Origin of the sequence: Pseudolactococcus piscium (assembly GCF_002441695.1) — a bacterium.
GTDB classification, from domain to species: domain Bacteria; phylum Bacillota; class Bacilli; order Lactobacillales; family Streptococcaceae; genus Pseudolactococcus; species Pseudolactococcus piscium.
Window position 1 is genome coordinate 33,329 of the sequence record NZ_JXJW01000010.1, and the last position, 20,030, is coordinate 53,358.

Sequence of the window (20,030 nt, forward strand, 5' to 3'; positions counted from 1 at the left end):
AAAACTTTCATGTTATTTTCATATTACTCGGGTATTTGTCTGATAGAATAAGTCTCATGAAAACATTTAATCTTAAGCAGTCTAATTTGACTGCTACCCTGTCTAAAAAATCGGTGGCTTTCTTAGCCACTACTCTCATTGCTGCTGGCCTTTTTGCTACAGCGACAACAGCAAGTGCTGACGAAGTGACTTACGTTGTTAAACCGGGAGATACACTATCTCAAATCTCAGATAAATTTTATAATGATCAAACGCATATTCAAAGTATTGCCAAAGCAAACAATATTAGCAACATCGCGATGATCTATGTCGGCGAATCATTGACATTTAATACAGATGCAACATCTGATACTGAAACACCCGCTAAATCAGTAGTAGCCCAAGCTGCAGCGCCAGCTGTTGCTGTACCAGCTCCTGCTGCAACACCTGCACCTACAGCATCTATCGCAACAGGTAATGGTTTCACTGCAAACTCGGCTAAAGAAGCGATTGCTATGACTGAATCAGGCGGTTCATATTCTGCTCAAAATGGTCAGTATTACGGTCGTTACCAATTGACGTCTTCTTACTTAGGTGGAGACTTCTCTCCTGCTAACCAAGAACGTGTGGCAGATAACTATGTCGCAGGACGTTATGGCTCATGGGAAGCTGCTTGGCAGTTCCATTTATCTCACGGTTGGTATTAAACTTACTCAGCTAGTCTAAACTAAAAAGTACTTCTTTGTGAAGTGCTTTTTTTATGTCCGTTCACCTATTATGCATTGCACAATAGCAAAATATATGATACTATTACGTTATACATAATAGTAAAGGATGTGTGAAAAATAGACTATATAAATGAAAGTCAACTGCGAAAAGGCATAGTTGAGGGGTTTTTACTAATGATTATTGGTCAATCTGATGATCTCTATGGATATGAAATTTCAAACAAGTTTAGTAGCTTTGGCCTCAAAGACGTCTCAATGGGAACAATTTATCCTATACTAACAAAGTTTGAAAAAAACGACTGGGTCACAACAGAAGTCAGAAAATCTGATGAGGGACCAAGTCGAAAATATTATACACTCTCTCCTAATGGTAGATTGGCACAAGTAGATTTTAGTGACCGATTTAATAAGTTTATTGATATTTTTGAAAGTTTGAGGTAAGAAATGGCAAGTCAGCAATACACGAACCTACTAAGTACAGAGACCCGTTCTGTAATAAAAGCATTGTCTAAGAACAACCAATTATTTGTCACTGATTTTTTATTGACGATGACTGGTGATATCTTGTTAAAAGATGAGACGATTGTCCAATTAAAATTAGCTGAAGTGATCAACGATATCGCTCAGGCTGAAAAAGATGGCTATACTGCCCAAATGCTCTTAGGAACTGACCCTAAAAAAGTCGCAAAAGCTATTTTAGCCGCTATGCCAAACAAAAAAATAGGGACGCTTATCAAAGAAAATTTGACACTATTTTGTATCACCTTAATTTTTGTGATTTTCCTATCTAGTATTGGCATACATAACATAAATGGGATTGATAAAGCATATTTTTCAATTATATCTGCACTCCTGACACCCTTAATAATCGCTTGCCTCATTTTTATCGCTTTAAAACTAATCAATTTTTCCGCATTTAAGAGTCGTTTAATCAAAGGATTATGTCTTTTTATTTGTACATTTGGGATAGTTTACTTATCATCTTTTCTTTTTAGCAGACCAATATACTGGTTAAGTTTTGAAGTGCCTCTTATTTTGGAAACAGGTCAACTTATCGCCGTACTACTCTACTTGATTAGTCTAGTCTATTATTTTTGGATCGTTAACAAACAACAAAAAGTCTAACTGCCTCCAGCTAATATAAGTAATCCTAGCTATTCATAAATATGCCTCCTACTGACTTAATATCTATAGTCAAGTAATTTATAGTCACTATTTGCGACATTGAACTGGCATTTCAGTTCAATGTCGTCTTTCTTTAGCCAATTAACAAAAAAATCAAGCATATCATGATGTGAACCCCAGAATACTTGATTTCAAAAGTTTATATTTTGCGGGTCACATCATCATACTTGATTTTAACTGTTTCTATTTTAAGCTTCATATCGTTCCAATAACATCATAGTTTTCAACCGTTGCTGAAGGATACTTAGTCGCTATTGCACTTTCATATGCCTTGGCATACTTAGATAATAAAATCGTCTCTTTCGTGTCACTGGTCCCAAGCGTCTGATATAAACCATTCAGCGTGACAAAAGTAACCGCATCTTCTCCAAAGGCTACATCAATCATTTTTTTAGCTTGATGAAAATAGGCTTCTTGCGATTTAGCGTTAAACAAAATACGACCAAGATAGGCTTCATCATCAATTTTAGTAACATAATACATCATATTTCTCCTTCACAAGGCTAACTTTAGCTATACAAGGTCCTTATACCTCGACATCAGTATACGAAATCGCTTTCATTTTGTCGAACATTTACAGGGGATGACCTATTACCTTAAGCTAATCTAGTTTAATGTGCACGATACGGTGTCTTTTACTCATTTCACAAATAGATAAAGCTGGATGCTAATGCTTAACTGTAAGCAAAAAAGGTTGAGTTCTCACTCAGCCTTTTTAATAGGTAATGTTAAAGTCTAATGGTTCATCGACTGCTAATTGTCCCGTTTCCTCTAAATAGGCAATCATCAAGTCTTGAATCGTTAATCCAGTGTCTTGAATGACTTCTGCTTTTTTATAGGCATTATATTCCCCACCACCTACAGCACGATAGTTATTCAGTGCAATGGTTAAAACTTGATCATCTGAAAGTGCTTTGCCTTGATAGCTGACCTTAGTCACACGACTACCGACAGGTTTAGAGACGTCTATCGTGTAAGCAAGTCCATAATAAAAATCATAGTTATAATGCTCTGTTTTCGGTATCAACCACTTAGGATTAATGACTAGTTGTTGATTTTCTAAGGCAAAATACTCAGCTGTTTTCTCAATATTTTGTTTGACTTGTGCACCTGTCAACTTGACATGGAAAAGGGTATTATCAAATGGATAATTCCGCAAAATATCACGTACTTTTACATCATTTGGTAGAGACAGCGTATTATTATTCATGCTAACGATAGAGATATCAGCACCTGTTACCTGTCTTTGAACATGCGCAGTTAAGGCAAGAATGGCATTACTTGTCTGTGCCAACTCAAGATGGCTTTGGGCTGCAACGACTTGATCTAAATGGACGATTGGTTGATCAAGATAGGTATTAACCTCAGCTTGCAGATCATCAAGTTCAGCTTTTAACTCAGCAGATTGTGTAATCCCTGGCGTTTTTAGCTCACTTGTGATAGTCGGTTTTAAATTTTGATCAAAGGCAACGGTAATGTCAAAATACTTGCGAGCCATATTGGGCGGTTGCAAGGTGTAGGTGCCATGAACATCGCGTCCCTCGATCGTCGCATGCTGATGACCTGTTAGTAACAAATCAAAATCAAGTGCTTCTAGGAGTTCATACCCAACATTTTCACCTGTATCTGACAAGCGTTCACCAGTCTCTAAATCAGACTCAAAGCCGCCATGATAAATCCCAATCACAAAATCGACTTGTGATTTCAACCGTTCAAGTTCTTGCTTCATGGCTGGAAAAACAGGCATGATTTGAATATCGGAGATATTTTCAGGTTTTTCCCAGATATTGACATAGTCTGTCACAGCACCTATGAGGCCAATTTTTAAGCCATTTGCAAGTGTCTTAATTTGAGCTGGAAACAGCTGTTTCCCTGCCTGGTCTAATACGTTTACCGCTGTCACTTTAGCATTCAGCTGTGCTAAATTCTCTTTTAAAAATGAAAAACCATAGTTAAAATCATGATTCCCTAGGGTAATGACATCATAGCCACCCGCATTCATCACTTTCGCAATCCCATTATCTGAGCGCTTCTGATTTTGATAATAGTTAATAAATGGTGAGCCTTGAAAAATATCACCACCATCAATCACAAGCGTATTATCGTCTTTATCAAATGCGTCGATTACTTGCATGAGGCCCATGGCTTGTACATTATCAGACAAATAATCAGTCGGATAGAGGTAGCCATGGACGTCACTTGTATAATAAATCTTCATCTTTTTCATCAGACAACTAGCCTTTCAATAGATATGAGCGGATATGATCAGAAATTTGTTCAATCACAAGAATCAAGACAAAGAGTCCGATTAAGATTGAGCCAACTTGTGGCCATTTGTAGGCACTCATGGCAAAAATCATCGGCGCACCGATACCACCAGCCCCAACAAGACCTAAAATACTGGCATCCCGTAAATTCATATCCAAACGGTAAAGTAAGATAGATAGGAAGTCAGGCATCAGTTGGGGGATAATCCCAAACCGTATTTTTTGGAAGGTCGTCGCACCAGATGCCTCCATAGACTCGATAATGCCTGTATCTAAATCCTCGATTGTTTCGATAAATAGTTTGGAAATCATACCGATTGACATGAGTCCCAAGGTAAGCGCACCAGCAGATGGGCCAGGGCCTGTCACCCGAATAAACATCAACCCATATACAAAAGGTGGCACTGTCCGGATCGTCATGATAAATAAACGAATGATATAGGCTATCCAAGATGGCATGATATTTGTTGCAGATAAAAAGGATAAAGGTACTGCAATGACTGCACCAACAAGCGTCCCTAAAATCGCAATCGCGATTGTTTGCAACAAGAGATAGCCGACACCTGACGTATCTAGTGCAAATAAAAATTTTAAATCCGGATGGAAAATCCCTTTAAAGATATTGCCTGCAATTGCTGTGCCTTTTTCAGACATACCAGACATATTCATCACGGTCATCGACCAGATGAAGACACCACATATCACGGCAAATATCACTAAATAATAGGGCCAGCGGCGAGGACTTTGTTCATATTTTGCTTTTATTAAATCTGTCATCACATCCTCCTTAGGTTAACTTACGACGGATCACTTGACTGATCAGCTCAATCGCAATAACGGTGATAAGTAGGGTCAGTAAAATCATCCCAACACTTGGATAATCACGGTTATTGACTCGGTCATTGAGAATCAATCCGATACCACCTGCACCAACATAGCCAAGGATAGCAGCGTATCTGACATTCCCTTCGAAGTTAAACAGGGTAGTTGACAAATAAATCGGCATGATTTGTGGTGCTATGGTAACTGTGAAGGCTTTGAGTTTTGTTGCACCCATTGACTCCATCGCTTCAAAAGCACCCATATCGACAGTTTCGATCACTTCAAACATTTGTTTTCCCATGTAAGAAAATGAGAAAATAAAGATGGCAAGTGTCCCTGCAAAGGTACCTAGTCCAAAGATATATGTCGCGATAAGTGCCGTCACAAGGGTTGGTAGCGTCCGAAGAAAGGTAAATAAGATGCGAACCACTTTATTAATGACTTGATTGTGGACGATATTACTAGATGCTAGAATAGCAAAAGGAATGGCAAAGACACTCCCTAAAATAGAGCCGATAAAACTCATCTTAATCGTATCTAATAAGGGTTTGACGACTTTGGGTAGATAGCTTGTGTCAGGTGGGACCATTTTTTTGAGCATATCAAAGAAATTCGCCCCTCTTTCGATGAGCACAGAAAACTGAAAATTGGTAAATTTCAGAGAAAAAATCAAAAGTCCTAGGAAAATCAGCCAGACAATCGGTGTACGCGTTGCCTTTTCATAGACCACTTCACCTGTATCCAAGACTAATTTTTTAGGCTTGAAAATTTTATCATACATATTAAGCCTCTTTTCTGTAAACATCATCTAAGACTTGCTGTGTCACACTACTAGATGGTCCATCAAAAACAATTCTGCCCTTTTTAACAGCGATGATACGATCTGTATATTCCAACGCTAACTCCACATGGTGAATATTGATCAAGACGGTTTTATTTAACTCTTTATTAATGCGTTTAAAATCGTCCATCACTTCACGTGCCGTTACAGGATCAAGTGCGGCAACTGGTTCATCTGCCAAGAGGATATCTGCATCTTGTGCCAAAGCACGGGCTAATGACACACGTTGCTGTTGCCCACCTGAGAGCTGATCGGCTCTAATATAGGCCTTATCAAGAATGCCAACGCGGTTTAAGGCATCAAGTGCTTTGAGTTTGTCCGCTTTAGAAAATAAGCCAAAACAAACGCTTAAAAAGGACATATTAGGCACACGAGAACTGAGTACATTGCGAATAACAGACACACGTGGTACCAGATTATAAGATTGGAAGATCATCCCAACATTTTTTCGGAATTCACGAAGTGCTTTCCCTTTTAATTGGGCAACATTTGTCTCATTGACCATGAGTGTACCTTCAGTCACATTATTTAGACCATTAATCGTCCGAATGAGTGTCGATTTACCGGCACCAGACGTCCCAATAATCCCGATGAATTCACCTTGTTGGATCTCAAGATTCACATCTTCAAGACCACGGGTACCATTTGGATACACTTTTGAAACATTTTCAAACTTAATCATTTAGTGATTACTCCTTATATTACAGTGTTTTGGCGGTGTACTTGTCTTCTAGCTTTGTTTTACGATGCTTGATTGCTATCACATATCGACATATTTTTCATCATAAGGCTATCAACAACCTGCCAAAACGCAAGTAAACACGAAAAACAAACAGCCTACATCTGCCTGACTGCTTGTTTTTCTTGTGTTTAGATATGAACGCTAGCGCTTAGCTTATTTAGCGTTTTTTTGCAACAATTTTTCTGCTGCAAATTCTGATTTGTAATCAGATTCTTTTGCATCTTTATATCCTTCATGTGAGTAAACAGCAAGAATTTTCTTACCATCTTCAGTCTTAGCCATCTCTTTAACCGCTGCTTTCAACGCTTTTTGGAAATCTGATGTCATTACTTTTGATTGTTTTGAAACCAGGATACCATCGTTATAAATCGCTGGTGTTACACCGATAACATTTGTTTCAGCCCAAATCGACTCTTTTTGACCATAAGTTGTTGTCCAAGCATTGGCGTAATCACGACGCGCATCAGCATACATTGGTAACACATCGATTTGACCTGAAGCAAGACGTGCAAGACCAGAACCATAAGAATCGATCGTCACACTATGTGTCAAATCAGTCACTGTATGTTTAACATTTTCATTCAACCAAAGTGATGGGTAAACATAGCCAGCAGCTGAAGTTGTTGAAGAAAGTCCCCAGTTAGCATCTTTAAGGTCATTCCAAGTTAATTTTTCACCGGCATTGACTTTTTTAGCTAAGGCTTGTCCTTTTTCTGATGGGCCTGTCACCAAAATAGACCGATAGCTTGTTGCTTGTTTGTCAGTCTTTTCAGTTGCTTTGCCATCATTCCAATCTTTTGCCTGACTTGAGTCTTTGCTAAGACCGGCACGTGTTGCTGTTAAAATCACATTTACGTCATCTTTATATAAAGCAAAAGTAGAGCCAGGGACACCATAACCAACATCAGCAGCGCCAGAAGCTAGTGCTTCTCCAACTGCTTCATAGTTCGTGCCGACTGTCACATCAACTTTTTTTACAGTATAGCCTTGTTTTTTAAGCTCATCTTTCAACAATGATGCCATCGGTTTTGTTGCAATGGCAATATCATCAGGGTTTCTAGATGGCACAAACGAAATTTTCAAATCATCGATTGTCTTGCTCTCTGATTTTGTATCAGAAGTTTTGCTACCACAAGCTGCTAGTGCTGCGACCGCAAACAAAGCAACGCCTGCTGTAACGAGACCACGTGTAAGTCCTTTTTTCATGAAAATGGATACTCCTCAATGTTTTTTTGTATGATTTTATATGAGAAACAATTGCCTCATATATGACTACTTGTCTAATATATCATACTTTTGAGGTTTTGGTATCTTTTTTTTTCAAAATTTTTTTGATAATTTTCAGATAGCTTAATCCATCTAAATTATCTCCCATGTTATATTTCAAGTTATAAAAAAACACCTGTCTTCAAACAAGTGTCCTCTCTATATATAACTGATATGACTAGCAGGTTCCTAGCAAAGACCTTCTATAAGTGCTGATAGCTTCATGGAGTTACTTCCCTTTAGCAAGAGTTGATCTTGAGGCGCTAAGGTGTTTAACAAGTCTTTGAGAAGTTCATCTAAGTCATCTGTTTCATTATCTTTTCGGAAATATTTGATAGCATCAGGTTCAAATACAGTCTTGGCAGCTGATGCAAGTGGTTCGATTTCTTCACCATAAAGATAAAGTAAATCTAGTTTTTGAGGATCCAGTGCTGTTATCATCTGAGCATGGAGTTGCGGTGATTGCTCACCTAACTCTTTCATGTCAGCCAGGACAGCGATTTTTTTGCCATCAGGATTACGATCTATTGTTTGAAATGTTTCTAGTATTAAGCGCATGGCAGTCGGATTGGCATTATAGACATCTGATAAGATATCCGCGCCATTTGAGGATTTGAGCCACTCAACCCGGTTTTTAGTGAGACTCAAATCTGCTAATGCCCGCTTGATGTTCTCTGGGCTTACACCCTCTAACATCCCGATGTAAGCTGCAACCATGGCGTTGGTCGCATTAAATTTACCAGGAATCGGGATCATTAGCTGTTCATCCAGAAAATTCACCGTAAACCGTAAGGCATCTTTATACTCGTACAAGTCAACAATATGGATATCTGAATCCGCGCCAAAGCGTGTAATTTTCTGATTTTCAGGTAAGTAAGCATTAATGATTTTATCTGCTGGGGCAATCAACTCCCCACCAGGGACTAATCCGTCAACAATCTGTAGCTTACCTTCTGCGATTTTATCTCGTGTGCCGAAAAATTCGAGATGACTTTCCCCAATTAAGGTAATAACAGCCAGTTTAGGTTTTGCTAAGGTCGATAAGAGATGGATATCTCCCATATGGTCCTGTCCCATTTCTAGGACAAGCTTCTGCGTGCCTTCTGGCATATGAAGAACAGTGTAAGGCAAACCGATTTGGTTATTATAATTTCCTTGGGTTTTATACGTTTTGTAGGTTGTCTCAAGGATTTGTGCCGCCATGTCTTTAGTTGTTGTTTTACCATTACTCCCGGTAATCGCAATCACATCGACTTTTGTTTTCTCTAAATAATAGGCTGCCAATACTTGAAATGCTTGTTCAGTATTCGTAACGAGTATGTGAGGAAAGGCAACTTTTTTCTCAGAGAGTGTCACAACAGCTCCCTTATCAAAGGCTGTTGGGATAAACTCATGGCCATCGCGTGCACCTTTTAACGGCAAGAAAATGTCTCCGTCTTGGATTAACCGGCTATCAAATTCAATATTTTTTAGTATAAGGTTAGGATAAGCAGAAAGGTCATTTTGTGCGCTAACGACACGTGCAAGTTCATGTAAGGTTAAATTCATTGGGTTACCTGATTCTTTTTCATATCTTATATTTTAGCAAAAAAACAACTATTTTTCTTGCTTTACTTGTTATTTGTAACTCATATTAGTGAAGTTGTGCTAATGATCAAGCAGCATGACAGCTCACGATTCCTTCATCCATCCCATGCATCTATCTCATTTTTACCTTTTTTTTACATAAAACTTACATAAGGAGATAACTAACAGTGTTAAACTAATAAGTGAGGCGGCCAACTCATACCACACAACATCACGCTAATCATAAAAAGGAGACTGCCAAATGGCACTCACACAGTCACAGCCTACCCCAAAACCACGCTTCCAAATCGAGAAGATTGTTCTTGGCATCGTTGTTTTATTACTGATCATTGGTGCAATTTTTGATAAACCGATTTCTCGCACACTCATGGATCAAAACTCAATTTTTGGTACCATATTCCAAAACTATAGCCTGATTTTTCCTAGTATTATTATTTTTATGGCTGCCCAAGTTTTATTTTATCGCATTCAAAAATTAGAAAGCAATGCTATCGGCAAATTTTCAGTCATGTTTTTAACAGGCGTTGCTGCGATTTATGAAACATGGCAAGCAGTTAAAACCGCCCTTTTTTATACGATTGCTTCACTTAATAACATAAAACATAAAGCACCTATTGGTGCTGCTAATAACGACGGTGGTGGCAAGGCAGTTTCACCAACCTGGTATTTACCTACACTAATTATCTTAACGCTTATCCTTGTCATCATCGGTTTCGCTTTATGCCATAAATGGCTTGTAGCCAAGGATGAAGCAGAAATGCAACGTCTCACTTATGTTGCCATAGCGGCTATCGTTGCTGTATTTGCAGCCGATACGATCGTTAACAGCATGAAGGCACTATGGGGACGTATGCGACCTTATGAAATGAATCAGGGCTGGACTAATTTCACCTCATGGTTACAAATTAATGGTGAAAATGGTCATAAATCATTCCCATCAGGCCATTCACAAGAAGGCTGGATAGCCCTTCTCCTTCCCTTGTTCGTTTCACCAAAACTGGGTAATAAGCGCCGCAACACCTTTATCTTCGCTGTTATCTTTGGCTCTCTAGTCGCTATTTCACGACTGAGACTTGGTGCGCATTTCCTAAGTGATGTGACAATGGGGTCATTTATCTCGATTGTTGTCATCTATGCAACCGCTAGACTCTTAAACGAAAAACTCATGGGAGATCCTCTCCACTAATCAATAGCTAGTAAGAAAAAAACCGATGTCAATAGGCACGGTTTTTTGTCTTTCTTTGAGAGCCTTATCAGGCATGATTTTTTCTATTCCAGATAAAGGCATACCTAGTTAAAATCAGTAAACCAACAACCCAAACTAACATCGCTAAAATACTGATATCAGTGAGTGCTAAGTGACCTGAATTCATAAATATATTCGTATTTGCACCAACAAAAGATAGACTAATCAGGTGTGATAAGTAAGTATTTTGAACAAAATCTGGTAACATGGCTAGTACTAGCGCAATCATCGTTATCCCGAATCCAAAGAGTGTAGCCTGGGTTTGATTTTTAGTGAACAGTGCGATAGATAGATTAGCTAATATAAATATGACGCAGGTGCCTATGGCGATGAATAAATAAAGGGGCCAGTTTGGCAGACTAACTCTAATCAGAAAAGGGAAGATAAGGCATGACCCTATCGATAGGATAAAAGGAAAAATAATGATGGAGATAATGTATTCTTTTAACGTTACACCAGCTAAAATAAGCGTTCGTAAATTTTTCTTTTCCTTTTCCTCACTTACCATGATCGACACAAAGCAACCCGATGTCATGCTATAGATGAAATTTAAAACAAAGTTTAAGAACAACAATTTACCTTGATATTGCGGGATAAACGATACATGATCCCAATGTCAAGGAGGTCATCACTTCCTATCTGTCTGCTATCTTTACCCAATACCCAGGCCTGTCCACTATCTTGTGTCAACTGGCCAGTCAAGATATTTATCGTTGTTGATTTACCAGATCCAGATGGCCCTAAAAAACCAAATATCTCTCCCTCGGAGATGGTAAAACTGATATCCTCAACTGCCATTCTGCCATTAAATGCTTTCGTTACATGCCTTAGCTCAATCATTTTCTGCTACCTTACCTAGCTTACTAGTCAGTTTTGTATGCTATTATCCTATCATTAGTCTATTAAACTTCTTCATTATAACAAATTCTTTTATTTCAAGCTATTGATAGCCTATAAACAATAAAACCACTATCAACCTAGACTAGTGGTCTTATTATCTATTTAAAATAAGCAAGCCTTCTATAATAAAGCTGCTCTTATCCCGAACCCACTATCCCTGAATTACTTGATAGAGGGTAATAATTTCTTTGGCCAAATCGACGAAAGCGATGCCTGTCATCAAATGATCCTGGGCATGTACCATATAAATAGAGACATCAACTGCTTCCCCATTTGCTGCTTTAGTTAACAGCTCTGTCTGACCGTGATGCGCTTTGACGATAGCCTCATTTGCTGCTTGAATAGCAGTATCAGCTTTTGTAAAATCACCTACTTTAGCGGCTTGAATCGCTTCAATCGCTGAAGACTTTGCCTCTCCACCATACATAATCAGTGGCATAATGACAGCCATCTGTTCGTCGTTCATCGTGTTCCCTCCTTATAATACTTCGCCATTTGATGCAATCACTTGTTGGTACCAATCAAATGATGCTTTCTTACTGCGGTTTAATGTGCCATTTCCCTCATTGTCTTTATCAACATAAATCATGCCATAGCGTTTTTTCATCTCACCTGTGCCAGCAGACACAAGATCGATAAAGCCCCAAGGTGTATAACCGATAAGCTCAACCCCATCGATATCCACTGCATCTTTCATCTGCTCGATATGCGCCTTCAGATAGGCAATGCGATAAGTATCTTGAATCTTACCATCTACTATCTCATCTACAGCACCAAAGCCATTTTCGACGATGAAAAGGGGGAGTTCATATCGCTCGTTGAACCAGTTCATAACGTAACGTAGACCAAGGGGGTCTATTTGCCAGCCCCAGTCACTCGCCTCAACATAGGGATTTCGAATGAGTTCTTTAGCTTCATCATAGTCAAATCCAGCGCCATTATCCGTATCTTTGACAGCAAAACTCATGTAATAAGAGAAACCGATATAGTCAACAGTCCCCACTGCAAGATCTTGCTTATCAGCCTCAGTCATATCTAATGTAAAACCACGACGCTTGAAGTAAGCTGTGATGTAGCTTGGATAATGTCCTCGAACATGCACATCACTAAACCAATAGCGTCGTTGCATGGCAACTTGTGCTTTCATGATGTCCCGTGGCTTCATCGTTGCTGGATAAATCGGGCACATGGCAATCATGCTACCAATTTGGAAATCAGGATTAATCTCATGGCCAATTTTGACGGCACGTGCACTGGCAACCAACTCATAGTGGGCTGCTTGGTACATGACAGGTTCACGTTCTTCATCTGCTTCAAATTTTAAGCCTGAGTTTGTAAATGGTGCAAAGTCATCTACATAATTCGCTTGGTTATTAATCTCATTAAATGTCATCCAATAAGTGACTTTATCTTTGTAGCGTCTAAATACAGTCTCTGCAAAATGAACAAAGAAGTCGATCACTTTACGATTGCGCCAGCCACCATATTCAGTGACTAAATGATAAGGCATTTCAAAGTGTGATAGGGTAATGACTGGTGCGATACCATGTTTCAAACATTCATCAAACAAGTCGTCATAAAACTGTAGGCCTGCTTCATTAGGTGCTGCTTCATCTCCCTTTGGAAAAATACGCGTCCAGGCGATAGATGTCCGAAAGCAGGTGAGACCAAGTTCTGCAAATAAGGCAATATCTGCTTTATAGCGATGATAAAAGTCAATCGCTTCATGATTGGGGTAGTTTTCACCAGGTAAGACACCATCTGTAATACGACGTGCCACACCATTTGCTCCGACCGTCATCACATCAGCGACTGAAATACCTTTACCGCCTGCTTGCCAGCCACCTTCGAGTTGGTGAGCTGCTACGGCACCACCCCATAAAAAATCTTTTCTTAATGCCATTTTTTCCTCCATCTAAATGATGCTCATTTTCTTTAAAATTGACTATCGAGATACTTAATTATTTGCTGCTGCATTTTCTTGCTCTTGTTTAACAGTAATTTGATCCATTTTTTTAGCAAATGGTAAGTAAATGAAGAAAGTCATCACCAGACAAACTGTTTGTAAAACTGCTGCTTGCCAACCGTTTACTAAAAATCCAGAAATAATTGGTGGTGTTGTCCATGGGACAACCACGCCACCAAACATCGGTACCAATCCGATATAAATCGCAAAATATGTCAATAATCCTGATGCGACTGGTGCAACTACAAATGGCAAGAACATGATTGGATTCATTACAATCGGCGCAGCAAATATCACTGGTTCATTAATATTGAAAAGACTAGGGACAATTGATAATTTGCCAAGCTCTTTATATTGACTTGATTTTGCTAACGTGACCATGAACAAGACCAAGCCTATTGTCATACCTGCTCCAGTTACAGTCATATACTGATCAAGAAATTGTTGCGTTACAATCTTACCACCATTTGCAAGCGTCAAAGCTTTACCAGAATCTAGAATCACTTTATTATCAACTGAATTAGCTGTTAATAATGGTCCCATAATACCACCAACAATCGTTGAGCCATGAATGCCTAGGAACCAAAACAGGGGAATGAGTAGCCCCATGATAATTACCCCTGGTAGAGAAGAGGTGACACCTTGTAATGGTGTTTGTAACACTTTATAAATCCAGTCAAAGAATGTCGTTTGAAATTTATCAAAGATGATGTAAACAATTAATGTGATCGAGACAATCGCCACACCTGGTATTAAGGCTGTAAATGACCCCGCCACATTGGGTGGTACACCCTCAGGCATTTTGATGCGGATGTCATGTTTAATAAACCAAGCATAGGTCGCACCGACAAATAGACCGACAATAATCCCAACGATCATGCCTTTACCGCCAGTCCACTCTTTATTGATGACATTCTCAATGATGTTACCACTTTTGGTCTCTGTCATTTCTGAACTCATGAGTAAGATAAAGGATGCCATCGCGATCATCCCTGCTGGTAAACTTTCTTGAATCCCCTGTTCTTTTACGTAACAAATAGCAATACCCATTGCCCCAAAAATTGCCATCAAGGCAAATGTGGCACCATATGCTTGATTAAAGTAAGGCGTTAAGCCAGCATTATCTAGGGCAACACTGACGGCCTTGATTGGAAAATTGGCGAGTAGTAAAAAGATTGAGCCAATAATGGAAAAGGGCATGGTGTAAAGCATCCCATTTCTAAAGCCAACCATGGGCTTAGTTGAGACAAACCGCATCACCTTTGGTATTAATGTCTCATTGATAAATTCCTTCATGATAGATACTCCTCTTAAATTAATTAACGATAGCTAGATGGTAAGCGCTTACTTGATTATCAGTATAACTTATCTTCTAGAAATAATAAATAGGATTTGTCCATCTTGAAACGCGTTACACTGATTGAAACAAAAAAAGTTAAGCTACTCAAATTGAGCTTAACTTTTTTGATTGATCGACGTTTTCCGTCTTAACATGATGTGCCATTACTTCCAGTAAGGCAAGGACTGGTAGTTGTGTTGTTAATTTAATTTCTCTTGCATAGGCAAACTCATCTATCATATAGTAGGAGAAGTTAAAATCCGACATTTTTGAAATCGTCGATGCATCGTCATTCGTTATCGATATGATCTTCGCCCCATTCTTTTTAAAACGATCTAGCTGTTCGATCACTTCGCTCGTTTCACCTGAAACTGATAGGACAATCATGCAAGACTGTTGATAACTATCCCTAGGAATTGGTAAATACGGGTCTGTAATGACGAAGGATTGGATCCCCACGTTATTAAAATATCTATACCCATATGCTGCTAATGCGCCACTAGTCCCTATCCCCATAAAGGTCGTATAGTGACTAGCTTCAATCAGTTGACAAGCCTGTGACAACTTTTCTTGAAATGCATCGCCAGTTAGGCCTTTTAAAAAAGCATTTAACTGTAAGAAATTGGCATAATAGCTTTCCAAAGAGGTCTCAACCTGATTAGGCTGCAGGATATAGAATTTAAGCTCTGAAAATCCAGTAAACCCTAAATGTCGACAGAATCTAACAATCGTTGCCGTTGATACATGGGTCAACTGTGCAAACTCTCTTATAGTCATTTGACTCACTTCAGTCATATGATCTGTCAAGTAGTTGTAAATTTGAAACTCAGTCTCATTTAGTTTTTTGATTTTCTCGATTTGAAACACAAACATCCCCTTTTTTCCCGAGGCTAGCTTGCTATCGAGTATCAATTTTTAAGCTAACATTAACTTTGTAATTTACTTTCACGACTGTCAAATGCTGCCACTGCTAGCGCAACTAATTTCTCAATCAAATCACCATAAGTTAAGCCCATATTTTCCCATAAAAGGGGGTACATTGAAAACTGAGTGAAGCCTGGTATGGCATTAATCTCATTCAAATAGAGTTGATTGTCAGGTGTCATGAAAAAGTCACAGCGCGATAGGCCTGTCCCAGCAACTGCACGATAGGCGATCTCCGCAAACTCCCGCATTTTTGCTATCGTTTCGTCAGGAATTTCTGCAGGAATGGCCATGGTAATTTGATTATCGATATACTTGGACTGATAGTCATAAAAGGCGACGTCTTTAACCACCTCACCTGGCAATGTCGACGACACATCTGAATTGCCAAGTATGGCCACTTCGATTTCACGCGCGTTAACCCCCTGCTCGATCAGAATCCGATTATCAAATTTGATGGCTTCATCGATTGCGCTCGGTAAGTCTGCCGCTGTTTCAACTTTTGAAATGCCGACAGATGACCCCATGTTAGCTGGTTTAACAAAGACAGGATAATTTAGCTTATCATTAACTTCTGCTATCTTCTGCTCTATCTCAGATAAATCAGTCAGTGCCACATAAGGTACCTGTGGGACATGAACGGACTCAAAAACGTGTTTGGCCATGATCTTATCCATGGTCACGCTAGCTGATGTGATACTAGGACCCACATAAGGCATCCTAAGAATTTCGAGGAAGCCTTGAATAGACCCATCTTCGCCCATCGGCCCATGAAGGATTGGGAATACAACGGCATCTTTTTCATAAATACTAGCCGGTGACACAAAATCAGATGCACCACTTGTCGCATTCGTCATTAACTTGGTCCCAACTTGGGGTGTCTCAGTAAAAGACTGTGTTTTGATGAAGTCACCTGCTTGTGTGATAAAAAAAGTATGCACTACAAATTTAGCATAATTTATAGCAAAAATAACACTCTCAGCTGATAGTACGGATACCTCTCGTTCAGCACTACGCCCACCATATAGTAAAATCAAAACTTGTTTTGTCATCTTATCTCCTTGAAATCATATCGTCTTTCTTATTATATCATAAAACAATCGTGCTATCTTTTACGCCCTACAGATAATCATTACTTTCTACGCCATGATAAACCTTGTTAAGTAGGGATCATCAGCGTAAATCAAATAAGGTTTACGCTATAAAAAAAGTGGTGAGCCCGCTTAGTGGGCTTACCAACTCTCTTGTTTTTCCAGTTATTCAGTGAGACTTGCCTAAACAGCTTATATTTCCTGACGATTTTCAACTGCCTTGCTTAGCGTCACCTCATCAGCATACTCGATATCACTCCCAACAGCTAACCCTCTTGCCAAGCGTGTCACTTTAATCCCTGCAGGCTTGATCATCCGAGCCAAATACATGGCCGTAGCCTCACCATCACTAGTTGCATTTGTCGCGATAATAATCTCTGCTACCTCACTATCCATTAGCCTTGTAATCAAAGTTTTGACGTTAATATCATCTGGACTCACACCATTCATGGGGCTAATCGTGCCATGTAAGACATGATATAGACCAGTATATTCCCTAATTCTTTCCATAGCAAGGACGTCTTTTGATTCCTCTACTACAAAAATAGTCGTCTTATCTCTTGCATCATCCGTACAGATATTACAAGGATCCGCATCCGTCAGATTACCGCAGATACTACAAAAATGAAGATCTCGCTTCGCTGACAAGAGATTTGCCGCGAAGGCATTTACGTCATCATCTGACATCCCTATGGTATAAAATGCCAGTCTAGTCGCTGTTTTTTGACCAATACCTGGCAGTTTTGCATAAGACTCGATGAGCTTAGCAATTGGTTCTGGATAATAAGCCATCCTTGTCCTCTTAAATTTCAAACACATCTGCTGAAATTTTTTCTTTCAAAATATTAGTCGCTAAATATTTGCACGCCTTAGTCATACACTAGCTGCGTTACCTATCATTTGAACCCATACATTGTATTGTACAGGTTAACGATGTCTCTTGTCACATCTTGATTGGCATGGGTAGTTACCCCACCGTCTTTGATGATTGTATCTGGAATCATGACACCAATCGCAATTTGTGGCTTATCTGATGGGGCATAGGCAACCACATTATTGACTGATGTATAAACTTGGTTGCCAGCTGCATCTAATGTGAAGGTCTCTGATGTCCCTGTCTTAGCATTAATACTCACACTAGCACCATTCATGACATCTTTACCAGTTGCCATGCTACCACCATGGGTTACTTGATACATCCCTTGTTGCAGTAATTTAATATTATCCTGAGAGATAGGAATGGTATTGAGCGTTTTTGAGGCAATTGTTTTCTCTAATTTGCCCAATGGGCCAGCTGTTGTACTCCCATAAATCCCATCGACAAGACGTGGGGTAACGCGTTTGCCATCGTTTGCGATCGTTGCAGCATACTGTGCTAATTGCATCGGTGTATACGTATCATACTGTCCAAAACTTTCATCCAGATAGTTGGCTGCATCTGCATCTTGTCCAATAAAACCATTTGAGGCCCCTGGTATATCAATACCCGTTGTCACACCTAGCCCATACTCTCCATAAGTTGTCCGCATTTTCTTAAATGAGTCATCTAGTTTAGAGGTAAATATTGTCATACCTGGTTGATAAGGCTGACCCATTATATTTAACGCTGTTTGAATCATATAGGTATTAGAAGAATACTCTAGGGCTTGAACAGCGGTAATGGGTGTTACTCGGCCGTTTGTAAACCAAGACTGTTTGGATGGAGAGCCTAGTATATTAATCGGTTGGTCGTTCAGGACTTGGTTACCAGACAGGACATTGTTTTCCCATCCCGCAGTAATTGTACCCATTTTGACCACAGAACCCGGTGGAAAGCCACTTTGAATTGTCCCTAGTGCATCGTCGGTAATTTGACCCGTTTTTTTGTCATGCGCAATCCCTGCCATGGCGTAAATACCACCTGTTGAGGGATTCATCACCACTGCATAGGCACCTTGAGAAAGTGCACCGTAGCCTTCACGCTGTAAGGCATCAAAATTACGTTTCAAGATATCTTGTACACCTTGCTGAAATTTTGAATCAAGTGTTAGTTTGAGATTACTACCTGCCTCACCCTTTACAAGCGTCTCCTCTTTCTTAACATTCCCTTGTTTATCTACTATGACGCGCTTAACAGCATTCGTTCCATGTAAGGCATCTTCATAGCCTTTTTCCAGATAAGAGGTCCCTACACGATCGTTACGTGAGTAACCTTTTTTAAGGTAAGCCGCTAAATCTTCAGCTGGAATCCCTGTCTTTTCACTTGTCACCGTACCTAAAATACTGGTCAGCGTTGAGTCATGGTATTCTCTTTCCCAAGTGCTACCGACTGAGATGCCTTTAAAGTAACGTTCATTTTCAGCAATTTTGGCTTGCTGTTCAGCTGTAAAATCACCTGATGCGATGATCGTCGTCGCAAAATTAGATGTCGCATTCATTTTTTTATAGAGCATGGCAGCAATCTGGGTATTCAAATCAAATGTACTCTCTGCTTGTGTCACTTTTTTTACATATTTTGCATAAAGTTTGCCTTCATCTAATCTCTCGCCAGTTTTCTTGTCGATAAGCTCTTTATCAGGGACACGACTTTGTACTTTAGCAAAGTTCTCTGGATCCGCTAGGAAGAAATCAATCCGATCACGCTCAGTTAAGCTGTCTGTTGAGACAGACTCTGGAATCACACTGACTAACTTGATGGCAACCTGGCGCATCGTTTCTGCCGACATCATATTTGTACGTGTAAAGTTTATCGTCTGAACTGACTTGTTGCTGACCATGGGGCTGCCAGTCGCATCAAAGATTTGTCCTCTTGCTGTCCCTTCTGTCACAGTCGACATAGAACCCGACGTCGCAAGTTTCTTATCATAAAAGCCTTTATCTGCGATTTGCATCTGATAAAGTCTACCAATTAATACTAAAAATAGGGCAAAAATGATAAAGAACAGGACATTTATACGCTTCAATATAGCTTTTGATGGATTCTCTAACACTTGGGGAGTTTTATTATTTTTTAACTTTTTTTTCGATTTCATTAGTACCATTATACGATAATTTATAGTAAAAAAAAACTGCTAATCTCGATAAGCCGATCTTTTTCAAAAGCAGATGAGTAGTTGTTTATTTTTTTTATTGACAATAAATCCTGTAGAAAAGCTCTTGTTTCCTATA

The 20,030-nt window shown here is 39.4% G+C and carries 20 protein-coding genes; 4 read left to right on the plus strand and 16 right to left on the minus strand.

Translation table 11 applies throughout. The annotated features are described in order from the left end of the window. Positions 1-56 precede the first annotated feature (56 nt). From apf to RU86_RS05900, 3 genes are all read left to right on the plus strand, one after another. Positions 57-686: an aggregation-promoting factor gene (apf, locus tag RU86_RS05890; protein ID WP_096814495.1), complete on the plus strand. Its 630-nt coding sequence runs from the start codon at positions 57-59 to the stop codon at positions 684-686. Between the two features lie 195 nt (positions 687-881). Beyond that, entirely contained in the window at positions 882-1,148 is a 267-nt protein-coding gene (locus RU86_RS05895; RefSeq protein WP_096814496.1) for a PadR family transcriptional regulator, read from the plus strand. A 3-nt stretch (positions 1,149-1,151) separates the two neighbouring features. Continuing rightward, positions 1,152-1,832 (plus strand): hypothetical protein, encoded by a 681-nt coding sequence (locus tag RU86_RS05900; protein WP_096814497.1) that lies wholly within the window; start codon positions 1,152-1,154, stop codon positions 1,830-1,832. Between the two features lie 255 nt (positions 1,833-2,087). On the opposite strand, the gene RU86_RS05905 is transcribed toward RU86_RS05900, so the two are convergent. The 7 genes from RU86_RS05905 to RU86_RS05935 all read right to left on the minus strand — a co-directional run bounded on the left by RU86_RS05905 (position 2,088) and on the right by RU86_RS05935 (position 9,378). Then, on the minus strand, positions 2,088-2,378 hold the full coding sequence (locus tag RU86_RS05905; protein ID WP_143468095.1) for a hypothetical protein: 291 nt from the start codon (positions 2,376-2,378) through the stop codon (positions 2,088-2,090). Between the two features lie 229 nt (positions 2,379-2,607). Continuing rightward, on the minus strand, positions 2,608-4,110 hold the full coding sequence (locus RU86_RS05910; RefSeq protein ID WP_179296219.1) for a bifunctional metallophosphatase/5'-nucleotidase: 1,503 nt from the start codon (positions 4,108-4,110) through the stop codon (positions 2,608-2,610). Positions 4,111-4,126: 16 nt separating this feature from the next. After that, a complete protein-coding gene (gene phnE, locus RU86_RS05915) occupies positions 4,127-4,936 on the minus strand; it encodes a phosphonate ABC transporter, permease protein PhnE (RefSeq protein WP_079505030.1) in 810 nt (269 codons plus the stop codon). A 10-nt stretch (positions 4,937-4,946) separates the two neighbouring features. Beyond that, entirely contained in the window at positions 4,947-5,762 is an 816-nt protein-coding gene (gene phnE, locus RU86_RS05920; protein ID WP_096814500.1) for a phosphonate ABC transporter, permease protein PhnE, read from the minus strand. Position 5,763: 1 nt separating this feature from the next. Continuing rightward, on the minus strand, positions 5,764-6,504 hold the full coding sequence (gene phnC, locus RU86_RS05925) for a phosphonate ABC transporter ATP-binding protein (RefSeq protein WP_047914895.1): 741 nt from the start codon (positions 6,502-6,504) through the stop codon (positions 5,764-5,766). Between the two features lie 213 nt (positions 6,505-6,717). Then, complete coding sequence (locus tag RU86_RS05930; RefSeq protein ID WP_079505026.1) at positions 6,718-7,770, minus strand: phosphate/phosphite/phosphonate ABC transporter substrate-binding protein; 1,053 nt, start codon at positions 7,768-7,770, stop codon at positions 6,718-6,720. A 249-nt stretch (positions 7,771-8,019) separates the two neighbouring features. Then, the gene (locus RU86_RS05935; protein WP_096814501.1) at positions 8,020-9,378 is read right to left on the minus strand and encodes a UDP-N-acetylmuramoyl-tripeptide--D-alanyl-D-alanine ligase; all 1,359 of its coding nucleotides are present in this window, start codon (positions 9,376-9,378) and stop codon (positions 8,020-8,022) included. A 280-nt stretch (positions 9,379-9,658) separates the two neighbouring features. Between RU86_RS05935 and RU86_RS05940 the strand changes: the two genes are divergently transcribed. Then, on the plus strand, positions 9,659-10,603 hold the full coding sequence (locus RU86_RS05940) for a phosphatase PAP2 family protein (RefSeq protein WP_096814502.1): 945 nt from the start codon (positions 9,659-9,661) through the stop codon (positions 10,601-10,603). A gap of 67 nt (positions 10,604-10,670) precedes the next feature. On the opposite strand, the gene RU86_RS12315 is transcribed toward RU86_RS05940, so the two are convergent. The 9 genes from RU86_RS12315 to RU86_RS05980 form a co-directional block, all read right to left on the minus strand. Beyond that, positions 10,671-11,171 (minus strand): hypothetical protein, encoded by a 501-nt coding sequence (locus RU86_RS12315; RefSeq protein WP_245810484.1) that lies wholly within the window; start codon positions 11,169-11,171, stop codon positions 10,671-10,673. Between the two features lie 53 nt (positions 11,172-11,224). Then, positions 11,225-11,503, minus strand: coding sequence for an ATP-binding cassette domain-containing protein (locus RU86_RS12320; protein ID WP_245810485.1), 279 nt, complete (start codon positions 11,501-11,503; stop codon positions 11,225-11,227). 211 nt (positions 11,504-11,714) lie between these two features. Then, a complete protein-coding gene (locus RU86_RS05950) occupies positions 11,715-12,029 on the minus strand; it encodes a PTS sugar transporter subunit IIA (RefSeq protein WP_096814503.1) in 315 nt (104 codons plus the stop codon). Between the two features lie 12 nt (positions 12,030-12,041). Next, a complete protein-coding gene (locus tag RU86_RS05955; protein WP_096814504.1) occupies positions 12,042-13,466 on the minus strand; it encodes a 6-phospho-beta-glucosidase in 1,425 nt (474 codons plus the stop codon). A gap of 54 nt (positions 13,467-13,520) precedes the next feature. After that, positions 13,521-14,825 (minus strand): PTS sugar transporter subunit IIC, encoded by a 1,305-nt coding sequence (locus RU86_RS05960; RefSeq protein ID WP_096814505.1) that lies wholly within the window; start codon positions 14,823-14,825, stop codon positions 13,521-13,523. A gap of 148 nt (positions 14,826-14,973) precedes the next feature. Continuing rightward, on the minus strand, positions 14,974-15,741 hold the full coding sequence (locus tag RU86_RS05965; protein WP_096814506.1) for a MurR/RpiR family transcriptional regulator: 768 nt from the start codon (positions 15,739-15,741) through the stop codon (positions 14,974-14,976). A 53-nt stretch (positions 15,742-15,794) separates the two neighbouring features. Further along, complete coding sequence (locus RU86_RS05970; RefSeq protein WP_096814507.1) at positions 15,795-16,844, minus strand: D-alanine--D-alanine ligase; 1,050 nt, start codon at positions 16,842-16,844, stop codon at positions 15,795-15,797. Between the two features lie 231 nt (positions 16,845-17,075). Further along, positions 17,076-17,675 carry a recombination mediator RecR gene (gene recR, locus RU86_RS05975; protein WP_096814508.1) on the minus strand — a complete coding sequence of 200 codons (600 nt, stop codon included), beginning with the start codon at positions 17,673-17,675 and terminating at the stop codon, positions 17,076-17,078. Positions 17,676-17,779: 104 nt separating this feature from the next. Further along, entirely contained in the window at positions 17,780-19,894 is a 2,115-nt protein-coding gene (locus tag RU86_RS05980; protein WP_096814509.1) for a penicillin-binding transpeptidase domain-containing protein, read from the minus strand. Positions 19,895-20,030 lie beyond the last annotated feature (136 nt).

Bases quoted from the DNA above. Each gene is read 5' to 3' on its own strand.
- RU86_RS05960 (WP_096814505.1), bottom strand. From the start codon at position 14,825: ATGAAGGAATTTATCAATGAGACATTAATACCAAAGGTGATGCGGTTT.
- RU86_RS05895 (WP_096814496.1), top strand. From the start codon at position 882: ATGATTATTGGTCAATCTGATGATCTCTATGGATATGAAATTTCAAAC.
- RU86_RS05935 (WP_096814501.1), bottom strand. From the start codon at position 9,378: ATGAATTTAACCTTACATGAACTTGCACGTGTCGTTAGCGCACAAAAT.
- RU86_RS05955 (WP_096814504.1), bottom strand. From the start codon at position 13,466: ATGGCATTAAGAAAAGATTTTTTATGGGGTGGTGCCGTAGCAGCTCAC.
- RU86_RS12320 (WP_245810485.1), bottom strand. From the start codon at position 11,503: ATGATTGAGCTAAGGCATGTAACGAAAGCATTTAATGGCAGAATGGCA.
- RU86_RS05900 (WP_096814497.1), top strand. From the start codon at position 1,152: ATGGCAAGTCAGCAATACACGAACCTACTAAGTACAGAGACCCGTTCT.
- apf (WP_096814495.1), top strand. From the start codon at position 57: ATGAAAACATTTAATCTTAAGCAGTCTAATTTGACTGCTACCCTGTCT.
- RU86_RS05950 (WP_096814503.1), bottom strand. From the start codon at position 12,029: ATGAACGACGAACAGATGGCTGTCATTATGCCACTGATTATGTATGGT.
- RU86_RS05940 (WP_096814502.1), top strand. From the start codon at position 9,659: ATGGCACTCACACAGTCACAGCCTACCCCAAAACCACGCTTCCAAATC.
- RU86_RS05905 (WP_143468095.1), bottom strand. From the start codon at position 2,378: ATGATGTATTATGTTACTAAAATTGATGATGAAGCCTATCTTGGTCGT.
- phnE (WP_079505030.1), bottom strand. From the start codon at position 4,936: ATGACAGATTTAATAAAAGCAAAATATGAACAAAGTCCTCGCCGCTGG.
- RU86_RS05930 (WP_079505026.1), bottom strand. From the start codon at position 7,770: ATGAAAAAAGGACTTACACGTGGTCTCGTTACAGCAGGCGTTGCTTTG.
- RU86_RS05910 (WP_179296219.1), bottom strand. From the start codon at position 4,110: ATGAAGATTTATTATACAAGTGACGTCCATGGCTACCTCTATCCGACT.
- RU86_RS05970 (WP_096814507.1), bottom strand. From the start codon at position 16,844: ATGACAAAACAAGTTTTGATTTTACTATATGGTGGGCGTAGTGCTGAA.
- RU86_RS05980 (WP_096814509.1), bottom strand. From the start codon at position 19,894: ATGAAATCGAAAAAAAAGTTAAAAAATAATAAAACTCCCCAAGTGTTA.
- phnC (WP_047914895.1), bottom strand. From the start codon at position 6,504: ATGATTAAGTTTGAAAATGTTTCAAAAGTGTATCCAAATGGTACCCGT.
- phnE (WP_096814500.1), bottom strand. From the start codon at position 5,762: ATGTATGATAAAATTTTCAAGCCTAAAAAATTAGTCTTGGATACAGGT.
- RU86_RS12315 (WP_245810484.1), bottom strand. From the start codon at position 11,171: ATGGTAAGTGAGGAAAAGGAAAAGAAAAATTTACGAACGCTTATTTTA.
- RU86_RS05965 (WP_096814506.1), bottom strand. From the start codon at position 15,741: ATGTTTGTGTTTCAAATCGAGAAAATCAAAAAACTAAATGAGACTGAG.
- recR (WP_096814508.1), bottom strand. From the start codon at position 17,675: ATGGCTTATTATCCAGAACCAATTGCTAAGCTCATCGAGTCTTATGCA.